Below are 21,442 nucleotides of genomic sequence, written 5' to 3'. Positions count from 1 at the left end.
CGGCCGTGGACCAGGTCGAGCCGGAGGCGGCGTGGTACAAGGACGCGCTGATCTATCAGCTCCACATCAAGGCCTTCTGCGATGCCAATGGCGACGGCATCGGCGATTTCCAAGGCCTGATCGAGCGCCTGGACTACATCGAGCGCCTGGGCGTGACGACGATTTGGGTGCTGCCCTTCTATCCCTCGCCGTTGCGCGACGACGGCTACGACATCGCCGACTACCGTGCGATCAACCCCTCCTACGGCACCATGCGGGACTTCCGCAACTTCGTCGCCCAGGCGCACCGGCGTGGTTTGAGAGTCATCACCGAACTGGTGATCAATCACACCTCCGACCAGCATCCCTGGTTCCAGCGTGCCCGCCGAGCTAAGCGCGGGTCTGCGGCGCGGGGCTTTTACGTCTGGAGCGATGACGATGAGAGCTATACCGGAACGCGCATCATATTCCTCGATACCGAAACCTCCAACTGGACCTGGGATCCGGTGGCCGGCCAATTCTTTTGGCACCGTTTCTACTCACACCAGCCTGACCTGAATTTCGATAATCCGCGCGTTCTCAAGGAGGTCATCCGGGTGATGCAATTCTGGCTGTCCCTGGGTGTGGATGGCCTGCGCCTTGATGCCATTCCCTACCTTGTCGAGCGCGAGGGCACCAACAATGAGAACCTGCCGGAAACCCACGCCGTCCTGAAACGTATCCGCGCTGCGCTGGATGCCGCCTATCCCGATCGCATGCTGCTGGCCGAAGCCAACCAGTGGCCCGAGGACACCCGGCCCTACTTCGGCGAGGGCGACGAGTGCCACATGGCCTTCCACTTCCCGCTGATGCCGCGCATCTACATGGCCCTGGCCCAGGAGGACCGGCACCCGATCACCGACATCATGCGCCAGACGCCCGATATTCCCGACGGCTGCCAGTGGGCGATCTTCCTGCGCAACCACGATGAACTGACCCTTGAGATGGTGACCGACCGGGAGCGGGACTATCTCTGGCGGGTCTACGCCGAGGACCAGCGGGCCCGAATCAATCTCGGCATCCGGCGTCGGCTTGCGCCTCTCATGCAAAACGACCGGCGCAAGATGGAACTGATGAACAGCCTGCTGCTCTCCATGCCAGGAACGCCGGTGATCTACTACGGCGACGAACTGGGGATGGGCGACAACATTTTTCTGGGGGACCGCGATGGCGTGCGCACGCCAATGCAGTGGTCCATGGACCGCAACGGCGGCTTCTCCCGCGCCAACCCGCAAGCCCTCTACCTGCCGCCGATCATGGACCCGGTCTACGGCTACCAGACCATCAACGTCGAGGCGCAGGAGGCCGATCCTTCGTCGCTGCTAAATTGGATGCGGCGGATGATCGGGGTGCGCAAGCAGCACGCCGCCTTCGGCCATGGGGACTTCAGGCTGCACTATCCGGCGAACCGCCGGGTCCTGGTCTACACGCGCAGCTTGGGCGAAACGACCATTCTCTGCGTCGCCAACCTCTCCCGCTCGGCCCAGGCAGTGGAACTCGATCTCTCGGCCTTCCGCGGCACGGTGCCCATCGAGATGATCGGGCAATCCGCCTTTCCGCCGGTGGGCGATCTGCCCTACATGCTGACGTTGGCTGGCTATGGCACCTACTGGTTCCTGCTCGCCCAACCTGCCCAGCTTCCGGAAGGCTATGCCCCGGTAGAAGCCTTGCCGGAGCTGTTCACGCTCGCCTTGCGCGGCGGACGGCTGGAGCGTCTGCTCGAAGGCAGGGAGAAGCAGCTGCTGGAGCAGGAGGTGCTGCCCGCCTTTCTGCCGCGCCAGCGTTGGTTTGCTGCGAAAGGGGAAAGCGTTCTGAGCGCGCGCCTGCAGTCCATTGCCACGCTTGGCGAAGAGGCGGGGCTGCTCAGCGTGGTGGAGGTGGCCTTCAAGGAGGCGGACAAGCAGTCCTACCTGCTTCCCTTGAACAGCCATTGGGGCGAAGAGCAGGTGCAGCCGGGCGCGCCACTGCTCCCCGTAACCCTGGCCAGAGTGCGCAAGGGCAGTCTGCTGGGAGCGCTCGTCGACTCAGCGTTCGACGAGCGCTTTGCTTGGCATCTGGTGGAAGCAATGCGCCAGCAAAAGCAGCAAACGGTGGCTTCTGGCCTGCTGCGCTTTCACGGCACGTCGGCGCTGAGCGAGATGGTGCTGGACGAACCACCCAAGCCGCTGGCCGTAGAACAGAGCAATGTCTCAATCGCCTTCGGCCGACAGGCCCTCTTGAAGCTCTATCGCCGTCTGCGCACCGGCGAGCAGCCGGATGTCGAGGTGCCGCGTTTCCTGACAGAAGTGGCGAACTTCCGCTCCACGCCGGCCCATTTTGGCATGGTGGAACTGGAGGAGAATGGCGGCGCAAGGACGGTGCTGGCCAGCCTTTCAGCTTTCGTCGAGAACCAGGGTGATGCCTGGGGCGTTTTCGTCCACGCCTTGGAGCGCATCATCGAGGACACGATCCTGCGGGCAGGCAGCGACGAGGCGCAAGGGGAGGCGGCACCGCCTCTGCAATACCCACTCGATCTGCTGGAGCGGCTGGGGCAGCGCAGCGGCGAGTTGCATTGCGCACTGGCGGTCGACACTCATGATCCGGCCTTTCTCTGCGAAGCCGTGACAGCTCAGGATTGCCGCCGCTGGGCCAAGGAGGCGGGCCAGGAGTTCCATCAGGCGCTGGCCGCGCTGAAGCGCGCCCAAAGCCATTTGCCCGATCAGTTCCAACCTGCCCTGGAGAGACTGCTTGGTGCGGAGGAGGTCGTGAAGGGCAGGCTGGACAGCCTCGCAGGATTGGCGCCATCGGGTATGAAATCGCGCATTCACGGTGATTTTCACCTGGGCCAGGTGCTGGTCTCGAAGCAGGACTTCGTCATCATCGATTTCGAGGGTGAACCTCAGCGCCCGCTGGAGGAGCGGCGGCAAAAAACCCTGCCGCTGCGCGATGTCGCCGGCATGCTCCGATCCTTCGACTATGCTGCCTGGACCGCGGTGCGGCAGATCGCAGCGCGTCTGCCTGACCAGATCGGTGAGATGGCTCCCTTGGCCCGCCACTGGCGGGAACTCATGATCGAGCGGTTTCTTGCCGGCTACGGTCCGGCGGTTCAGGGCGCAGCGAACCAGCCGGAAAGTGACGATTTGCGCGCCGGTCTCTTGGAACTCTTCCTCCTGCAGAAAGGTTCCTATGAGGTTCGCTATGATCTTTCCAACCGTCCCGACTGGGTGGGCATTCCGATCATGGGCCTGCTTGAACTGATCGAAGGCACACCAGAATGATGTCGGCGGCAGCGGAGCCCTGGCGACTGTCCGACACCCACGCGGTGGCAGCGCTCGTTGCAGGGCGACACGGCGACCCTTTCGCATTGCTTGGCCCGCATGCCGTGGCGGAGGGCCTGGTGATCCGTGTGTTGCGGCCCGATGTCGAAAAGGTCTTCGCGATCGAACCGGGCGAGGGTGACGTCCTTGCGGAACTGGATCGGCGTCACGCCCGCGGTTTCTTCGAGGGATTGCTTGCCGATACGCCCGCCAGTCAAGGCTATCGATTGCGGTGCGAGCAAAAGGGGGCGGTCTGGGAGGAAGAGGACTGCTACCGCTTTCCTTCGACCTTCGGAGAGCTAGATCTGCATCTCCTGGGTGAGGGCCGCCATCATCAACTCTACAAAGTCTTGGGCGCTCACCCACTCGTGTATGAGGGGGTCGCGGGCACCCGCTTTGCCGTTTGGGCGCCCAATGCGAGCCGGGTCAGCGTGGTCGGCAACTTCAATCAGTGGGACGGTCGGCGCCATCCCATGCGACGCCATCCGGCGCAGGGCCTTTGGGAGCTTTTTGTGCCGACCGTGGCACCGGGCGCGCTCTACAAGTTTGAACTCCTCGGCAGCCAGGGTGAGATGCTTCCGCTCAAGGCCGATCCCTGCGCCTTCCGCAGTGAGGTGCCGCCGGCCACGGCCTCCATCGTTGCCGGTCTGCCCGAGCGGCAGTGGCGCGACGAGGCCTGGATGGAGCAGCGCCATGGACTACAGGACTGCAAGGCGCCGATCTCCGTCTATGAAGTGCATCTCGCATCCTGGCGCCGGCAGAGCGACGGGAACTATCTCAGCTATGATGAACTGGCCGACAGCCTGCTCCCCTACGTGAAGGACCTCGGTTTCACGCACATCGAGTGCCTGCCGATCAGCGAACACCCCTTTTCAGGCTCCTGGGGCTATCAACCCATCGGGCTTTACGCGCCGACAAGCCGGTTCGGTACACCGGAGGACTTCGCTGCTTTCGTGGATCGGGCCCACCGTGAAGGGATCGGTGTGATCCTCGACTGGGTTCCGGCTCACTTCCCGGCCGATGCCCATGGTCTCGCAACCTTCGATGGCACGGCGCTCTATGAGCATGCCGACCCACGCCTGGGCTTCCATCGCGACTGGAACACGTTGATCTACAACTTCGGCCGGCAGGAGGTGGCAAACTTCTTGCTGGCCAACGCGCTTTATTGGCTTGACCGCTTTCACATCGACGCTCTTCGGGTCGATGCAGTCGCCTCCATGCTCTACCTGGACTACAGTCGCGGCCCCGACGAGTGGCTGCCCAATGTCCATGGCGGACGGGAGAACCTTGAAGCCATTGCCTTTCTCCAGGAAACGAACAGCGCACTTTTCGCCGAGCATCCTGGGGCCACCTCTATCGCAGAAGAGTCCACTGCCTATCCTGGCGTCTCTCGACCGGTCTATGCCGGCGGGCTAGGCTTCGGCTTCAAGTGGAACATGGGTTGGATGCACGACACCCTGGACTACGTTGGCCGGGATCCGCTGTACCGTCATCACCACCACGACCGGATGACCTTCGGCCTGCACTACGCCTTTTCGGAGAACTTCGTCCTGCCGCTGAGCCATGACGAGGTGGTGCACGGCAAGGGCTCGCTGCTGGGGCGGATGCCGGGCGATACCTGGCAGCGCTTTGCGAACTTGCGGGCTTATTTCACCTTCATGTGGACCCATCCGGGAAAGAAGCTGCTGTTCATGGGTGGCGAGTTCGCCCAGATCCGCGAATGGGATCATGACAGCGAACTCGATTGGCACCTACTCGAGCAACCGCTGCACCGGGGCATGCAGGACCTCATAAGGGATCTCAATCACCTGTATCGCCAGGAACCCGCGCTGCACGAACTGGATTGCGAGCCTGAGGGATTCGAGTGGATCGATGCCTCCGCACCCGACCTCGGCACCTTCATCTTCTTACGCAAGGCCAGGGACGGCAGGCGGCCGCTGATCGTGGCCTGCAATTTCACGCCGCTGGTACATGAGAACTTCCGGCTCGGCGTGCCGCGTAATGGCGGCTGGGAGGAGCTCTTGAACAGCGACGACAGCCGTTACGGCGGCTCGGGCGTTGTCAATCGCGGGCTGCGCGCAGAGGAGCAGCCGTGGCACGGCCGGCCCGAATCGCTCGTTCTCCGACTGCCGCCGCTGGGCGGCTTGGTTCTGGCACCGACATGAGGAATCCAACATGCGCGTGGAACCTGGGCTGCCTTACCCTCTCGGAGCGACCTGGGACGGGGCCGGGGTCAACGTCGCTGTCTTCTCAGCCCATGCTGAGAAGCTCGAGCTTTGCCTCTTCGATCAAAAGGGCAATCGCGAGCTTCAGAGGATCGCGCTGCCGGAGCACACCCATGAAGTCTGGCACGGCTACTTTCCCGACCTTTTTCCGGGTCAGGTTTACGGCCTGAGGGCCCATGGTCCGTATGACCCGGGGCAGGGGCATCGTTTCAATCCGGCAAAGCTGCTGATCGACCCTCATGCGAAGCTGCTGATGGGTAACCTACGCTGGCACGACGCCTGTTTTGGGTATCGCGTGGGCTCGTCACGACAGGACCTATCTATCGATCGGCGCGATTCCGCATTCGTCATGCCGAAATGCGTGATCAGTGACACGGCCATGACCTGGGGCGAGGACGTGAGACCCCAGCATTCCTGGTCGAATACGGTGATCTATGAAGCGCATGTGAAAGGCATGACCGCACGGCTGGACGACCTTCCTGACCAGCTGCGCGGCACCTTTGCCGGGCTGGCTCATCCCCGCGTGATCGACCATCTGGTCAAGCTTGGGGTGACCGCCATCGAATTGCTGCCGATACAGGCCTTCTTCGATGATCGCTATCTGGTGGAGAAGCGCCTGGTGAACTACTGGGGCTACAACACCATCGGCTTTTTTGCCGCCGCCCCACGCTATGTCTCTCCTCACGGAGGTGTGCACGAATTCAAGCGCATGGTGCGCAAGCTGCACGCAGCGGGCATCGAGGTGATCCTCGATGTGGTCTACAACCACACCGCCGAGGGAAATCAACTCGGCCCGACACTGTCCTTCCGCGGGCTGGACAACGCCAGCTACTACATCCTCGGCGATGACCCACGCTACTATTATGACACCACGGGCTGCGGCAACACGCTGTATTTGAAGCACCCACGGGTGCTGCAAATGGTGATGGATTCCCTGCGCTATTGGGTCGAGGAATGCCATGTGGATGGCTTCCGCTTCGATCTGGCAACCGCTCTGGGGCGGGAGAGGGATAACTTTGAACCCTCTTCGATCTTCTTCGACACGGTGCACCAGGACCCGGTGCTTTCGCGCGTTAAGCTGATCGCCGAGCCCTGGGATTTGGGGCCGGACGGCTATCAGTTGGGCAACTTCCCGCCGGGTTGGGCCGAGTGGAATGGGGCTTATCGCGACCAGGTGCGCTCTTTCTGGCGGGGCGATGAACACCTTGCCTCGGGGCTGGCGTCTTGCCTGCTCGGCAGCGCTGAGACCTTTGATCGCCGGGGGCGCAAGCCTTGGGCCAGCGTCAACTTCATCACGGCGCACGACGGTTTTACGCTTGCCGACCTCTATGCCTACAACGAGCGCCACAACGAAGCGAACCTCGAAGACAATCGCGACGGGCACAGCGACAACCGCAGTTGGGACTGCGGGGTGGAAGGCCCAAGCGACGACCCGGAGGTTTCGCACCTGCGGGCGCGGATGCGGCGGAATCTCATCAGTACCCTGCTGCTCTCTCAGGGAACGCCGATGCTGCTCATGGGCGATGAAGTCGGCCGCTCGCAGCAGGGCAACAACAATGCCTACTGCCAGGACACGGACATCAACTGGCTTGCCTGGGACGACCTGGACGAAGAGTCGCTGGCCTTCTGCGAGTTCGTTGCCCGCCTTGTTGCGCTACGTCACACCCATGAACGCCTGCGCATTCCGCATTTCCTGCATGGCCGTCCGGTTGACGAACGCTTCCGTGACGTCACCTGGCTTGCGCCCTCCGGCGAAGAGTTGACGCCGGAGCAGTGGGACGATCAGGACCTGCGCAGCCTCGCGCTGATGCACTGCACGCGCGATGGCGACTGCCTTCTCCTGCTGATCAACGCAGCGCCAGACGATGTGAACTTTCACCTGCCTGTACTCGACGAGCAGCAAGAGTGGCACCTTGTGATGCACACCGACTGCGACACCTGGGGTGGCTGGGAGGAAAGACACCATAGCGGCCATGTGGTTGTCACCGCACGCTCGCTCACCCTGTTGGAGAGAGACCCACAATGAGCAGGCCGGCTTTCGAGCCCCGCTGGGGTGCCCATCTGCGTGGCGACGGCACGGCCTGCTTCCGCCTCTGGGCACCGGCTGTCGAGGCGCTTGAGTTGGATCTGCTGTCCGACACGCCAGTGGCGATGACCGCAGTAGGGGACGGTTGGTTCGAAACCAGCCACGACGGCCTCGCGGAAGGGCAGCTCTATCGCTATCGGCTGCCCACGGGCAGAAACGTGCCAGATCCCGCGGCCCGGGCGCAGAAATCGGACGTGAACGGACCCAGTCTGCTGACCTCCAGCGCCTTCGATTGGCAGTGCAGCGACTGGAAGGGGCGACCCTGGGAAGAAACCGTAATCTACGAACTGCATCCCGGAACCTTCACGCCCGAGGGAAGCTTTGACGGCGTCATCGGCAAATTGGACCATCTCGCCGACCTGGGCGTCACGGCCATCGAGTTGATGCCGGTGGCCCAGTTCGCCGGGGAGCGGGGCTGGGGCTATGACGGCGTGCTGCTCTACTGCCCCCATCGGGCCTATGGCGGCGTCCGGGGACTCAAGCGGCTGGTGGATGCGGCGCACCAGCGCGGCCTGATGGTCTTCCTCGACGTGGTCTATAATCACTTCGGCCCCGAGGGAAACCACCTGGCCGACTACGCCCCGGATTTCTTCGATCCGGACCGGCAAACCCCCTGGGGTGCCGCCATTCGCTATGCTGAGCCCGCAGTCCGGGACTTCTTCGTCGATAACGCACTCTATTGGCTCGACGAGTTTCGCCTCGACGGCCTGCGCTTCGATGCCATCGACCATGTGATCGATGACGGTGCGCCGCACCTACTGGAGCAGATGGCCGCACGCATCCGGGAGCATTGGCCGGATCGACACATCCATCTTATGACCGAGGACGAGCGGAACATCGTCACGCTGCATCCCTATGATGAGCGGAATCAGCCTCGGCTCTTCACAGCTGAGTGGAACGACGACCTCCATCATGCCGCCCATTGCATCGCCACCGGCGAGAGCAGCGGCTACTACGCAGCTTTCGCCGACGATCCGCTTGAGCATCTGAGCAAGGCCCTGGCCAAGGGCTTCGTCTATCAGGGCGAGGCCTATGCGCCCTGGAACGGCCAACCCCGAGGCGTGGCCAGTGGGAAGCAGCCGCCGCAGTCCTTCATCGCCTTCCTGCAAAACCATGACCAGATCGGCAACCGGGCCTTTGGCGAAAGGTTGAGCCGGCTCAGCGACCCGAAGAGCTACGAGCTCTTGCTGGCCATGCTGCTGCTCAACCCGCAGGTTCCGCTGCTTTTCATGGGCGAGGAGTATGGCGAAACCCGTCCCTTTCTCTTCTTCACCGACTTTCACGGCGCGTTGGCCCGGGCGGTTCGGGAGGGGCGTCGCCACGAATTTCGCGCCTTTCCGGCATTCAGCGCCGCAAAGGCAGCAGCCATTCCCGATCCCAACGAGCTTTCGACCTTCGAGGCCAGTCAACTTGATTGGGCTGAGGCCGTCACGCCGCAAGGCGAAGCGCGCCAGAACCTTATTCGAGACCTGCTTGCCATTCGAAAGCGGGAGATCAGCCCGCTGCTGCCGCACATGCGCTCCTTTCAGGGGCGGGCGGCTCGGCTGGCTCCCGATGCGCTCTTCGTGTGCTGGCAAGTGCTGGACGAGCAACTGATGCTGCACCTGAACCTGGGGACAACGGACTGCCAGGCCATGCCCGGCGCCGGCACGGGGCGCCTGCTATACGAGAGCGACCAGGGCAGCGGTGCGGCCCTGCGCCAGGGCAGCCTCTTCGCGCATAGTCTGGTGACGACCCTGGGACCGGCCGGAGGCTAGGGGCATGGCACCTGAACTGGACCGTCTGGCCATGGCCTATGGCCTCGTGACCCGCTATCGCGGTGCTGATGGAAGGCTGTTCCAGGTGCCGGAAACGAGTGTGGCGGCTCTGCTCGAGGTGCTCGGCCATGGCGCGGTGCCAGCCGAAGGTTTCCCGGTTCCCCAAGAACCCTGGCCCCCGCCGCCCGAGGCACCGGAGGGCGTCACGTGTCATCTACCCAGCTTTCTCACGCGTGGTCGCGTCTGGGGCGTGACCTGTCAACTCTATGCCCTGCGTTCGCAGCGCAACTGGGGAATGGGTGATTTCGAGGATCTGGCCCGCCTGGGCGAAATGCTTGCCGGCAGGGGGGCGGATTTTCTCGGGATCAATCCGCTGCACGCCCTTTTCATGGCCGCTCCGGAGCGCAGCAGCCCTTTTTTTCCAAGCCACCGCAGCTTCCTCAACCCGCTCTATATCGCGGTCGACTGCGTAGAAGGCTTCATTCCAGCGGACGTTGATGCGGCTGCACTTTCCGGGCTCCGTTCGGTAGAGACGCTTGATTATGCCGCCGTCGGTGCGGCCAAGCTGCGCGCCCTGCGTCACGTGTGGCAACGTCGACGGCCGAGCGTGCCGCAAGCCTTCCTGGAGCAGGGCGGAGCGGAGCTGCAGCGCTACGCCCTCTTCGAGGCGCTGAGCTGTTTCATGGTGTCCGAGGGCTTCGGCGCTGGATGGACCAGTTGGCCCGCCGCCTATGAACATTCCGAGAGCCAGGCGGTGGCACTCTTTGCGCATGAGTACGACGGCGAGGTGGACTTTCATCTCTGGCTGCAATGGCTCGCCCAGGAGCAGCTCGCAGCGGCGAAGCAGCGCCTGAAGCAGGCCGGTATGCGCATTGGGCTCTACCTCGATCTTGCGGTCGGCACCGCTCCGGACGGCGCGGCCACTTGGAGCGACCGCAGCCTGACGGTCGTGGGGGCGACCATCGGCGCGCCACCGGACAGCTTCAACCCGTTGGGTCAGGATTGGGGGTTGGCGCCCCTCTCGCCGGCCGCACTGTTCAAGAGCGAGCTGATGCCGCTGCGACGTTCCTATGACGCGATACTGAGCCAGGCTGGCGCCTTGCGGATCGACCACGCCATGAGCGTCTATCGCCTGTTCTGGATCCCGGAAGGTGCCACGCCGGCGGAAGGCGCCTATGTGCTTTATCCGATGGATAGGATTCTGCGCGCCCTTGCTGCGGCATCGCAGGAGGCCCGGGCGCTCATCATCGGAGAGGACTTGGGAGTGGTGCCCGCAGGCTTCCGCGATGCCATGGCGACGGTGGGCATGGCCGGCTATCGCCTGTTCTATCTTGAGCGCAGCAGGACCGGCGGCTTTAAGCCGCCGGCACGCTGGCCGCGGTCAGCCCTGGCCTGTCTTGGCAGTCACGACACCCCCACATTCGCCGGCTGGTGGCGGGGCGAGGATGTCCTAATGCGACGATCTCTCGAGCTGCTTTCGGCAGACGCCGCCGAAGGGCTCAGCAATGCGCGAGCGAGCGAGAAACAGGAAGTCTTGAAGGCTCTGGCTGCGGAGGACATCGACAGTGGTGAGATCGCTGCGGGCGAGCCGCCAGTCATTGGCGTGCATCGCTTCCTCGCCCGGACGCCCAGCCGCCTGATGGCCGTGCAGATCGAAGACCTTCTGGGAGAGCGCAGGCAGGTCAATCTCCCTGGAACGCGCGCGGAGTACCCCAACTGGCGACAACGGCTCTCCTGCAGTCTCGAGGCACTGGACGCCGAGCCGCTTTTCAACGCCACGCTGGCAGCGGTGGCGGCGGAGCGGCCGCGACCTAACGCGCAGGGGGCGAGCAGGCTGCCATGACTGAGTTTCTTGCTAGCTATCGCCTGCAGTTTCGCAACGGCATGACCTTCGCGAAGGCAGCGGAGCTGGTGCCTTATCTGGCCGAGTTGGGGGTCAGCCACCTCTACGCGTCGCCGATCTTTGCCGCCGTGCCCGGCTCGACTCACGGCTACGATGTCATCGATCACCAGCGGTTCGATCCCGGCCTGGGAGGAGAGGAGGGATTCCGGCTGCTTTCGGAAACACTACGCGATCACGGCCTGGCGATGCTGTTGGATATCGTGCCCAATCACATGGCTGCCCGCACCGCGAACCCCTGGTGGCATGACCTGCTGATCCATGGACAGGACAGCACTTACGCGCACTGTTTCGATATCGACTGGGGGGCACCGCGCCTGCTTCTGCCTCTGCTGGCGGAGCCCTATGGTGAGGCACTGGCGGCGGGTCACTTTTCCGTGGTGTGGCATCAAGAAAGTGATGAGTTCCAGTTTCGCTACAGGGACCTGCACCTGCCTTTGCATCCGGCTTCGCTGGATGTGGTGTGCGGCGCAACGCTGGACAAGCGCAGCGTAGTGGAACGGGTCAATCGCAACCCTGAACTGCTCCACGCTCTGCACGAAGCGCAGGTCTGGCGCCTGGCTCATTGGCGATTGGCCAGGGCCGCACTCAGCTATCGTCGCTTCTTCGAGATCACGGATCTGGTTGGGGTGCGCGTTGAGGACCCGCGTGTTTTTGCAGCCGTTCATGCCCTGCCGTTGCGGCTGCTCCGGGAAGGCTCGGTCGATCGTTTGCGGATCGACCACATCGACGGGCTGGCAGATCCGAAGACCTATCTCTTTCGTCTCCGCGAGGCGAGTGGGCGCAGTTCCGCCCTCGTCGAGAAGATCCTTGGGCCGGATGAAAGCCTTCCGGAAGACTGGGCCTGTGCCGGCACCACGGGCTATGAACTGGGTGCGATGCTAACGGCCCTGCAGGTCGATCCGGAGGCTGAACCTGCTTTCACCGAGGCCTGGTGTCGTTTCACCGGAGCCGGGGCCGATTATGCTGCGGCGCTTCGGGCCGCCAAGCGGCAGGTCCTGAGCGACAATCTTGCAGCCGAGTTGACGGCGCTCGTCGAAATGATGACGCAGATTGCAGCCGAGGACACGGCAAGCCGGGACCTTCCTGCGGATTCCCTAAGGAAGGCGATCATCGAATTGCTGATCGCGCTCCCCGTTTACCGAACCTATATCGACACCGGCGGCCCCTCGCGGCGCGATCGCTTGCTCCTGCTCCAGGCTGCCCAAGAGGTGGTGTCCGATCGCCGGATAGAAGACAGACGCGCGCTGGGATTCATCATAGATCTGCTGCTGCAGCCGGTGAAAGAGGACCCCTGGCATGGCGGTGTTCGCCGGACCTTCATTCAACGCTTTCAGCAGACCAGCGGCCCTCTGATGGCGAAGGCCATGGAGGATACACTCTTCTATCGTTTCAATCGCCTCATCGCCCTCAATGAGGTTGGGGCGGAGCCGGCGCGCTTCGGGCTGGAAAGCGAGCACTTCCATGACGCCATGGGCCGACGCCAAGCACAGGGATCCGGCGCGCTTTCGGCCACTGCAACCCATGACACCAAACGTGGAGAGGATGCCCGCGCCCGCCTTGCCGTGTTGAGCGAAATGCCGTCTGCCTGGGCCGAGGCGGTGGAGCGCTGGCGGGCTGCAGCCGCGCCTCTCTGGCCGGCTCCGGACGTATCGGGACTGCCGGACCGATCGGTCGAGTGGCTGCTCTACCAAGCCTTGCTGGGCGCCTGGCCGCCGGAACTTGCGCTGGACAATGAGGACGGGCTGCAGGAGCTGGCAGAGCGGACTGCCGGTTTCTTGATCAAGGCGGTGCGCGAAGCCAAGGAGCGAACGAGCTGGACCGCACCGAACCGGGCTTATGAACAGGGCTTGGAAACCTTCGTCAGGGGGCTGTTCGAGCCGGCACAACGGCCGCTGCTGCGCGACATTCGCGCAACCATCGCACAGACTGAAACGGCCGGGGCGGTGAACTCCCTGTCGCAACTCACCCTGAAGCTGACCCTGCCGGGCGTGCCCGATATCTATCAGGGCTCGGAACTCTATGATTTCAGCATGGTCGATCCGGACAATCGCCGGCCCATCGACTTCGTCCGGCGTATGCAATTGCTGGAAGAGGCGAAGGCCCTCACGGCGACGCAGGTTCTCGAGCGCTGGCGCGAAGGCTTGCCGAAGCTTTGGTTGCTCACCCACCTGCTGGGCCTGCGCCAGGCGAGGCGGGCGCTGTTTCAGGACGGTCACTACGAGCCGCTCAGAGTCGAGGGTGACGAAGCGCAGCACGTGCTGGCCTTCTCGCGCAGCCTGCCCGACAGCAGGCTTATCGTGGCGGTTCCCCGCCTGGTGCTGCGGCATCTTTTGCCCGGCCAACTGGCCTGGAGCCCCGGCGCGTTTGCCCGGACCTTCCTGTGCTTGTCCAGCGGTTCGGTCTTGCGCATGCTCAGTGGCCGCCGCGTGCCGGACGGCCGTATAGCCTTGGATCGGCTGTGGCGCGACTTTCCGGTGGCGGTTGCCTGGACCGACGCTGGCCCTTGACCTTTGCCCGCCGCCGGATAAAGTGCCGGCCTCACTCCTGGGAACGCGGGCGTGCACCTTGTTGTGCGTCCCGCCATTGCCTTTCGGCTTTGGACTACCGGGACAAAGGCAACCGCTCAAGCGAAGGATCAGCGCATGTCAAAGCGCCTTCAGTCTAAGTACAAGATCAATCGCCGTCTTGGCGAAAACCTCTGGGGCCGGCCGAAAAGCCCCGTCAATCGCCGCCAGTATGGCCCGGGCCAGCATGGCCAGAGCCGCCGGCGCAAGCCTTCCGACTTCGGCACCCAGCTCTCTGCGAAGCAGAAGCTGAAGGGCTACTACGGCAACATCGGCGAGAAGCAGTTCCGCAAGTACTACGAGGAAGCCACCCGTCGCCGCGGCGACACGGGCGAGAACCTCATTGAGCTGTTGGAGCGCCGCCTGGACGCGGTGGTCTATCGCTCCAAGTTCGTGCCGACCGTCTTCGCTGCCCGCCAGTTCGTGAACCACGGCCATGTGCTGGTCAACGGCAAGCGGGTGAACATTCCCTCCTATCAGCTGCGCGACGGCGATGTGGTGGAAGTGAAGCAGAAGAGCCGCGAGCTTGTTCTGGTGCTGGAGGCCGTGAGTTCCGCCGAGCGCGACGTGCCGGACTACATCGACATCGAAGACAACGGCCTGAAGGCCACCTATCTGCGCGGCCCGAAGCTGGCCGACGTGCCCTATCCGGTGCAGATGGAACCGAACCTGGTCATCGAGTTCTACTCCCGCTAACGCGACGCGGGCCGGGGCTTCTGCTCTGGCCCGCTGCGCGAAACGACAAGATTGTCACCCGTGGCGAAACAGTCATTCGCCACGGGTGTTTCTTATTCGGCCGCCGGTAAAGGGTTATCTTGACGTCCAGGAGGTGTTGCCGCCCGGTCGGTGACGCCGCACTCCAGAGACGATAGGTGCCCGAGATGACTCGCAAGCTTCCCAGCCTTTTCCTTTCTCACGGCGCGCCGACGCTGCCGCTTGAGGAAGGCGCGACGCCTGCCTTCCTGCGAACGCTCGGGCAGAACCTGCCGCGACCGAAGGCCATTCTGATCGTGTCCGCACACTGGGAAGCGACCGTCCCCTCTCTCGGCACGGCGGAGCGGCCCGAGACCATTCACGACTTCTACGGCTTTCCCGATGCGCTCTACCGGCTGCGCTATCCGGCACCGGGCAGCCGAGACCTGGCCGAGCAAGCAGCGGCGCTGCTCGGCGATGGCGGACTTCCACCGAAAGCAGTCGCGGACCAGGGCCTGGATCACGGCGCCTGGGTGCCCTTGCTGTTGATGTACCCCGAGGCGGACATTCCGGTGGTGCAGCTTTCGCTGACCCGCGGGCAGGGCGCGGCCCATCACCATGAGATCGGACGCCTGCTTGCGCCGTTGCGTGAGGAAGGCGTGCTGCTGGTCGGCTCCGGCGGCGCCGTGCACAATCTGCGCGCCCTGAGCCACAGCGATCGCCCTGCGGCCTGGGCTCAAGCCTTCGAGGACTGGCTGGTGGAGAGCGTGACGGAAGACCGGCGCGACTCTTTGCTGGCCTGGCAGGATCGCGGCGATGCCCGGCAGGCCCAGCCGACGGACGAGCATTTCTTGCCGCTCTTCTTCGCCATGGGAGCGGGGCAGGGCGCCGGACGCCTGCTGCACCGCGGCTTCACCTACGGCAACCTCTCTATGGCGGCCTTTGCCTGGGACCAGTGACACGCACCGGCCGGATCAATCCTGAAGGCTGACAGGGTCTTGACGCAGGAAGGACAGGCGCGCGCGCCCGTAGCGCCGCTGATCCAGCAGGATAAAGCCTTCCGGGGCGTGCTCCAGTTCCCGGTTTGATGTCTCCACGACAACCAGGGTCTCGGGACCGATCCAACCGGCATCCGCCAGCGCCGTTAGAGCAGGGGCTGCGAGGCTGCGGTCATAGGGGGGGTCCATCAGAACCAGATCGCTGGGTGCTGGCGCGACGGGCGGTTTCAGGACATCCGCACCTTTGACCTGCAAGGCGTCGGAAGGTTCTAGGCCCCTGAGATTGCGGCGCAGGAAAGTCAGGGATTCCTGGGCGTTCTCCAGGAAGCAGACACTCGCTGCCCCCCGGGAGAAGGCTTCGATGCCAAGCGCCCCCGTACCGGCAAAGGCGTCGAGCACTCGGGCGCCCTGCGGCAACCGACGACCTTCGCTGCGGCGACCGGACTCCAGGATGCTGAAAAGCGCTTCCCGGCTGCGTTCCGAGGTGGGGCGAAGATTGCGGCCCTGTGGCGCCTCGAGCCGACGGCCCCCGTATCTACCGGCGACGACGCGCATGCCCGCCGCTGTCGATCTTGCCTGGAGCAGGTGTCGCAGCCGTCCCCAGCTGTTCGCGTAGGACCTTGGCCGGCACTTCCTCCAGCTCGCCCTCGGGCAAGGCGCCGAGCTGGAAGGGTCCGTAGGCGACCCTCAATAGTCGGTTCACCCGGTAGCCGAGGTGGTCGCAGAGCTTGCGGACTTCGCGATTCTTGCCTTCGCGCAGCCGGAAGGTGAGCCAGGCGTTGCTGCCGCTCTGCGAGTCGAGCCGCGCCTGCACCGCGCCATAGACGACGCCATCGATCGTCACGCCGTGGGACAGCCGATCGAGATCGCTTTGCTGCACCCGGCCATAGACCCGCACCCGGTAGCGCCGCAGCCAGCCGGTGGCGGGCAGTTCGAGACGCCGTTTGAGCCCACCGTCATTGGTGAGCAGCAGCAGGCCCTCGGAGTTCAGGTCCAGGCGCCCCACGGGCATGATTCGCGGCAATCCCGCCGGCAGGCGGTCGTAGATCGTCGGACGCCCCTGTGGGTCACGCTCGGTGGTCAGCAGGCCCTTCGGTTTGTGGAAACGCCAGAGGCCCGCGGGTTCGGCCGCGGCCAGGGCTTCGCCATCGACCGTGACCCGCTGACCGGGCAGCACCTTGGTTCCCGGTTCCTGCACCGTCTGTCCGTCGAGGTCGACGCGCCCCTGTTCGATCAGCGCCTCCGCTTCCCGCCGCGAACAGAGGCCGGAGCGGGCGATGACCTTGGCAATACGCTCGCCGGTTTCAATTTCAGCCACGTGCTGCCTCGACAAAGGAATGAAAAAGGGCGTGGTCGGCAGCCGAGATCTCATACTCAGGATGCCATTGCACCCCGATACAGAAAGCCAGATCAGGGTGCTCGATGCCCTCGATTACCCCGTCCGGGGCCCGGGCGTTGATGACCAGCCCGGTGCCCAGGTCGGCCACCGCCTGATGATGGGCCGAATTGACCTGCAGTTCGCCGGCACCGCAGACGCGTTCCAGGCGGGTGCCGGCGACGATGGAAACGGCATGGCCCGGGCGGTCGCGCGGTCCGGGCTGCTCGTGCGCCAGAGCCGCTTCGACACTGTCGGGGATGTGCTGGATCAGGGTGCCGCCGAAGACCACGTTGAGAAGCTGGGCGCCGCCGCAGATGCCGAACAGCGGCAGGTCGCGTTTGACTGCAAGGCGTGCGGCTTCCAACTCGAAGGCTGTGCGCGCCTGCTTCATGGTGACGCTGGGATGGCGTTCTTCTTCCCCGAAGAGGGCAGGGTCGATGTCGAACGCACCGCCGGTGACGATGAGACCATCCAGCAGATGAAGGTAGGCCGCCGCAAGCTCCGCCTCGTGGGGCAGGGCCAAGGGCAGGCCGCCGGCACGTACGACGGCGGAGAAGTAGTTCCGTCGCAAAGCGTACCAGGGCATCGCTGAGTAACCGCCGGCTTCCTCCGAATCGAGTGTCAGGCCGATGACTGGGCGTCGCGCCATGGCTGGGTTACATCCTCGCTTCGTCAAATTCGGCACAGGACAGGCCGAAGGTGTCCAGCCCTTCCTCAAGGTAGTCGGCCACCATGGGCATCCCCAATAGGTACTCGGCCGTGCGTTGATTGCTCCGGTCCGCAGCCGCCTCCAGAGCGTCGCCCCATTCAGTCTTGTCGTAGTCGCCTCGCCCGAGCCAGGCCAGCGCCACCAACTCGACCTGCTCGTCCTCGCTCATGGCGTCGATGAAGCCTTCCAGTTCCTCATGCAAAGGATTGGCTTCCTGCGGGTCATGCCCATCCAGCTCGTCGAAGGCCTCCTCATGGGCAAGATCGAAATCCTCGTCGTCGTCCTGTTCCGGATTCTCGATCAGATCTTCTTCCTGCAGTTCGCGCGCGCGCAGGACGATGAAGCAGACCTTGTCGGGGTTCATCTGAAGCATGGCCGCTCCCGAATGGATGCTTGTGGTTGGTGCTAAGGGTTACCGACGATTAGCGGAAAAGGGGTAGCGTGATCCTTGACCCAGCGCAACGGCGGTGCAGTCTCAAGCCATGCATGTAAACGACAGCTCCCCTATGCAGTTTGCCCTGGCGCAGGCTGAACAGGCAGCCAGGGCCGGAGAGGTGCCGGTTGGTGCGGTTGTGGTTGAAAGCCGAAGCGGGCGCATTCTTACTGCGGCGCACAATCTGGTGGAGCGGGATTGTGATCCAACCGCCCATGCCGAGCTTCTGGCAATCCGCGCCGCTGCTGCAGCGCTTCATAGTCCGAGGCTGGTGGAGTGCGATCTCTATGTCACGCTGGAGCCCTGCGCCATGTGCGCTCAGGCCATTGCCTTTGCACGCATTCGCCGTTTGATCTTTGGTGCCTATGATCCCAAAGGCGGTGGCGTGGAGCACGGTGCCAGAGTGTTCGAACGAACCACCTGTCATCACAAGCCGGAGGTAATCGGTGGAGTGATGGAAGCTGCCGCGGCCAGGCTGTTGCGAGACTTCTTCCACGCGAAAAGAAGATAGTGACGCAGCAAGAGGCTGTCGTTCTCCCTTTGGTCACTCCTCAAAGTGGCAGTACAGATCGCCCATTGATCCTGCCTACCGCCATTCCCCCGCGTAACGGACCGAAAAGTGACCCAGCTCAGCAGGCCCTTCACCTAAACTTTGAGTAGCTCGGACCAGAGCTTGTTACGCTGATAGGTGCAGTCTTCACGGGTGGGGGATACGATGGAGCCGCACATTAAAGTGCTCAAGACCTCGGCTGAGGCCGAGGCCTTAGTGCCGGCTTGGCGCGCACTCGTGGGCAGCCAGGAACGCCATGTGAGCACATTTCAAACGCCTGAGTGGATACTGGCGCTGTTGCGCCAGCAGCATCGCGGCCAGGAGAGGGCACGCGTGGTCGCTGCCTTTGATCAGGGAGAGCTCTTGGTGATAGCGCCCATGGCTTTCGTGGAGCGCAATGGCGTTGGAGTGCTGCAATGGCTCGGGGAACCGCTTTCCGCTTACGGTGATGTGGTGGCCCAGGACGAATGCGATGTCCGGGCGCTCATGAACCGGATCGTCGACCACCTGCGGCGTGATGGCGACCAGATCGATGTCATCTACCTACCCAAGACACGCACAGACGCTGCGGTGATGCCCTTCATTAGGGATTTCAAGGCCGTGCCCCTGGCTGAGAAACGGGGACCCTATGTCGATTTGGCATCCTTCGACTCCTTCGAGGATTACCTTGCCACGCTCAGCAAAAGCGCTCTTAAGAGCTATCGCCGTAAACGCCGCCGCCTGGAAGAAAGCGGCACCCTATGCTTCGCTGTCCATAAGGGCGGCACCCGGGCCCGGGACCTGGGCCGGCGTGCGATCGATCTGAAGGTCGAATGGATGGAAACGCACGGCAAGATCAGCCGCGTCTTCGCGGATGCCGGCTGCTTGGCCGCGTTACTCGACTTTCTTGAATGCGAGGAATCCGGTGGCTTCGTCTCGGAGCTGAACCTGGACGGTCATCCGATTGCCCTGGAAATCGGGTTCATCAGCAAGGATCACTACTATTCGTTCCTTGGCGCGATGGACGCTGACTATGCGCGTTATAGCCCGGGGCACCTTCAGCTTCTGGAGACACTGCGATGGTGTTTCGACACAGACATCACGGTCTTCGACCTGCTTCCCTCCGACAGCGCATACAAGCGCGCCTGGGCCACGCATTTCGCAACCGAGAACGAGTGGATCCATGCTTGCACTTTCCGCGGTATGCTCTACGCCGATTTGATCGTCAGAGGGGTCATGCCCCTTTTGAGGCGGCTCTATGCTCGCACGCCCCTGTCGTTGCGTCGGTCGGCACGTTCAACGGTCCACAAGGTCATGCAGATCTGATCGACCAGCGCGACAGGTCAGGACTGGCCGCGCCCCAGCAGCCCCATGAGCTCACGCCACTCACGTGGAGACAACCCGCTGTCTTCCTGTTCGACCTGTTCGCCGGCGAGAAGGCGTCGCGTCACCTCCAGCCCCTGGCGCGAGAGCTGTGCCCCGCCGGCAATATAGTCCTCGTATGCCTCAAAAGTGAGCGGCACCCAGCGCTTGGCTGCCTCCAGCATGGCTTCGGCGTAGGCCCGAATCTCGTACTGTGCGTGGGGGTCGGCGCGCAGGGAGAGGAAGTGCAGCAGATTGTGCAGGTCGGTCTTCCAGTACCACTGAGTGTAGAAGTTCACCGGCAGGTTCATGCGCGCCAGCTCGCGCGCTAGCCCCTTACGACCGGGGTCGATGATCTCCCCGGAATCGGTCTCGTTCAGCATAGACTGATAGTCGGCATAGCTCTGCGCGGCATCGCGCTTGAGCAGCTCCAGAACCTCGGCAGCTTCCTCGCCTTCGAGCAGATTGCCGCGGCCTTGCCGGTTGCTGCGTGACTGCGCGGCCAGATGCTCCGGGGCCGGGATGTAAAACTCCCGGTCCATGATGGAATAGCGGCCGGAGTACTCGTTCACATTCGCCGTGCGGTGCCGGATCCACTGCCGAGCGACAAAGATTGGCAGCTTCACGTGCAGCTTGATCTCGCACATCTCGAAAGGCGTGGTGTGGCGGTGACGCAGCAGATAGCGGATCAGCCCTCGATCCTCCTGCACCCGCTTCGTGCCGCGGCCATAAGAAACCCTGGCCGCCTGAACCACCGCGGCATCGTCACCCATGTAGTCTATGATGCGCACAAACCCGTGATCGAGCACCGGCAGCGCCTGGTACAGAATCTCTTCGAGCGCCGGCACCGTTGCGCGGCGGGTGGCTTGCGTTTCGTCGCGCAGGCGTTCGACCTCGGCCTGCTGCTCGGGCGTCAGCGGCATGCTCCACACTCCTCCGGAAAGGGATGGAGGAGCCTAGCGCATATACCCCGAGTCTGCTCGCGCAAAGTCCACTGCACAGGAAGTGCCGCCAAGTGGGGTGCACGGCCGCTCACGCGCTCATCAGTGAGCCTTGCGGTACATTTGCCCCCTTCCATGGGGCGCGCAGACGTCCTATATCATTGCGTACCGGGCAACCGGTTATGGCGCTAAACTGGCACTTGGCATAAGCGCAGTGGACCCGGGGGCAGTACCCGGCGCCTCCACCAATTTCGCCGCCGCAGCTCAAGGCGTGGCGGCTTCATGGGGGCGAAACAGGATCGACACGCGTGGTAAAGAAGTGTTGGGCGCTCGGCATGGTACCGCCGTTATCGGGCCGAAATATAGTTGCGAATGACAACTATGCTGAGGCTCGCCTCGCCGCGTAAGCGGTCGGGTGAACCGATCTAAGTCCTCAGGGTTCAGCCCCTGAGGCGGGGTTTGGGGCGCACCTGGCAACAGAAGCGCCCCGCTTTCTTTCCACGCATTGCTTGATCGCTTCGGCCAAGCGCGCAATATGGGTGCCGCGCTG

15 protein-coding genes and 1 other RNA gene are annotated in these 21,442 nt (G+C 63.5%); 11 read left to right on the top strand and 5 right to left on the bottom strand.

Annotated features, from left to right (window positions below):
- The first annotated feature begins 5 nt into the window (after positions 1-5).
- From treS to P2G67_RS09915, 8 genes are all read left to right on the top strand, one after another.
- Complete coding sequence (gene treS, locus P2G67_RS09950) at positions 6-3,275, top strand: maltose alpha-D-glucosyltransferase (protein WP_275822570.1); 3,270 nt, start codon at positions 6-8, stop codon at positions 3,273-3,275.
- A complete protein-coding gene (glgB, locus tag P2G67_RS09945; RefSeq protein ID WP_322099680.1) occupies positions 3,272-5,479 on the top strand; it encodes a 1,4-alpha-glucan branching protein GlgB in 2,208 nt (735 codons plus the stop codon). The genes treS and glgB overlap by 4 nt, the downstream gene beginning before the upstream one ends.
- 10 nt (positions 5,480-5,489) lie before the next feature.
- A complete protein-coding gene (gene glgX / locus P2G67_RS09940) occupies positions 5,490-7,565 on the top strand; it encodes a glycogen debranching protein GlgX (protein WP_275822568.1) in 2,076 nt (691 codons plus the stop codon).
- Positions 7,562-9,382 (top strand): malto-oligosyltrehalose trehalohydrolase, encoded by a 1,821-nt coding sequence (gene treZ / locus P2G67_RS09935; protein WP_275822566.1) that lies wholly within the window; start codon positions 7,562-7,564, stop codon positions 9,380-9,382. The genes glgX and treZ overlap by 4 nt, the downstream gene beginning before the upstream one ends.
- Positions 9,383-9,386: 4 nt before the next feature.
- On the top strand, positions 9,387-11,225 hold the full coding sequence (malQ, locus tag P2G67_RS09930; protein WP_275822564.1) for a 4-alpha-glucanotransferase: 1,839 nt from the start codon (positions 9,387-9,389) through the stop codon (positions 11,223-11,225).
- Positions 11,222-13,792, top strand: coding sequence for a malto-oligosyltrehalose synthase (gene treY / locus P2G67_RS09925; RefSeq protein WP_275822562.1), 2,571 nt, complete (start codon positions 11,222-11,224; stop codon positions 13,790-13,792). The genes malQ and treY overlap by 4 nt, the downstream gene beginning before the upstream one ends.
- A gap of 135 nt (positions 13,793-13,927) precedes the next feature.
- Positions 13,928-14,545, top strand: a complete 618-nt coding sequence (gene rpsD, locus P2G67_RS09920) for a 30S ribosomal protein S4 (RefSeq protein WP_275822560.1) — start codon at positions 13,928-13,930, stop codon at positions 14,543-14,545.
- 185 nt (positions 14,546-14,730) lie between these two features.
- Positions 14,731-15,501 (top strand): DODA-type extradiol aromatic ring-opening family dioxygenase, encoded by a 771-nt coding sequence (locus P2G67_RS09915; protein ID WP_275822558.1) that lies wholly within the window; start codon positions 14,731-14,733, stop codon positions 15,499-15,501.
- A gap of 15 nt (positions 15,502-15,516) precedes the next feature.
- Here the strand turns inward: P2G67_RS09915 and rsmD are convergent, their stop codons facing one another.
- Genes rsmD through P2G67_RS09895 form a run of 4 tightly spaced genes read right to left on the bottom strand, consistent with a single transcriptional unit; the run spans position 15,517 to position 18,000 of the window.
- Positions 15,517-16,095 (bottom strand): 16S rRNA (guanine(966)-N(2))-methyltransferase RsmD, encoded by a 579-nt coding sequence (gene rsmD / locus P2G67_RS09910; protein ID WP_275822557.1) that lies wholly within the window; start codon positions 16,093-16,095, stop codon positions 15,517-15,519.
- Positions 16,076-16,858, bottom strand: a complete 783-nt coding sequence (locus tag P2G67_RS09905; RefSeq protein ID WP_275822555.1) for a pseudouridine synthase — start codon at positions 16,856-16,858, stop codon at positions 16,076-16,078. The genes rsmD and P2G67_RS09905 overlap by 20 nt, the downstream gene beginning before the upstream one ends.
- Positions 16,851-17,567, bottom strand: a complete 717-nt coding sequence (locus P2G67_RS09900; RefSeq protein WP_275822553.1) for a gamma-glutamyl-gamma-aminobutyrate hydrolase family protein — start codon at positions 17,565-17,567, stop codon at positions 16,851-16,853. Before P2G67_RS09900 ends, P2G67_RS09905 begins: the two co-directional genes overlap by 8 nt.
- 7 nt (positions 17,568-17,574) lie before the next feature.
- Positions 17,575-18,000: a DUF3775 domain-containing protein gene (locus P2G67_RS09895; protein ID WP_275822551.1), complete on the bottom strand. Its 426-nt coding sequence runs from the start codon at positions 17,998-18,000 to the stop codon at positions 17,575-17,577.
- 109 nt (positions 18,001-18,109) lie between these two features.
- Here P2G67_RS09895 and P2G67_RS09890 point away from each other — a divergent pair, with 109 nt between their 5' ends.
- Positions 18,110-18,571: a nucleoside deaminase gene (locus P2G67_RS09890; RefSeq protein ID WP_367575374.1), complete on the top strand. Its 462-nt coding sequence runs from the start codon at positions 18,110-18,112 to the stop codon at positions 18,569-18,571.
- Positions 18,572-18,847: 276 nt separating this feature from the next.
- Positions 18,848-19,915, top strand: coding sequence for a GNAT family N-acetyltransferase (locus P2G67_RS09885; protein WP_275822546.1), 1,068 nt, complete (start codon positions 18,848-18,850; stop codon positions 19,913-19,915).
- 17 nt (positions 19,916-19,932) lie between these two features.
- Here P2G67_RS09885 and thyX read toward each other — a convergent pair whose 3' ends face one another.
- Complete coding sequence (gene thyX, locus P2G67_RS09880; protein ID WP_275822544.1) at positions 19,933-20,874, bottom strand: FAD-dependent thymidylate synthase; 942 nt, start codon at positions 20,872-20,874, stop codon at positions 19,933-19,935.
- 145 nt (positions 20,875-21,019) lie between these two features.
- Between thyX and ssrA the strand changes: the two genes are divergently transcribed.
- Positions 21,020-21,384, top strand: a transfer-messenger RNA (tmRNA) gene (gene ssrA / locus P2G67_RS09875).
- Positions 21,385-21,442 lie beyond the last annotated feature (58 nt).

The organism is Aquibaculum arenosum (assembly GCF_029222965.1).
Lineage (GTDB): Bacteria > Pseudomonadota > Alphaproteobacteria > Kiloniellales > DSM-21159 > Aquibaculum > Aquibaculum arenosum.
This window is presented reverse-complemented; position numbering and strand designations above follow the sequence as displayed.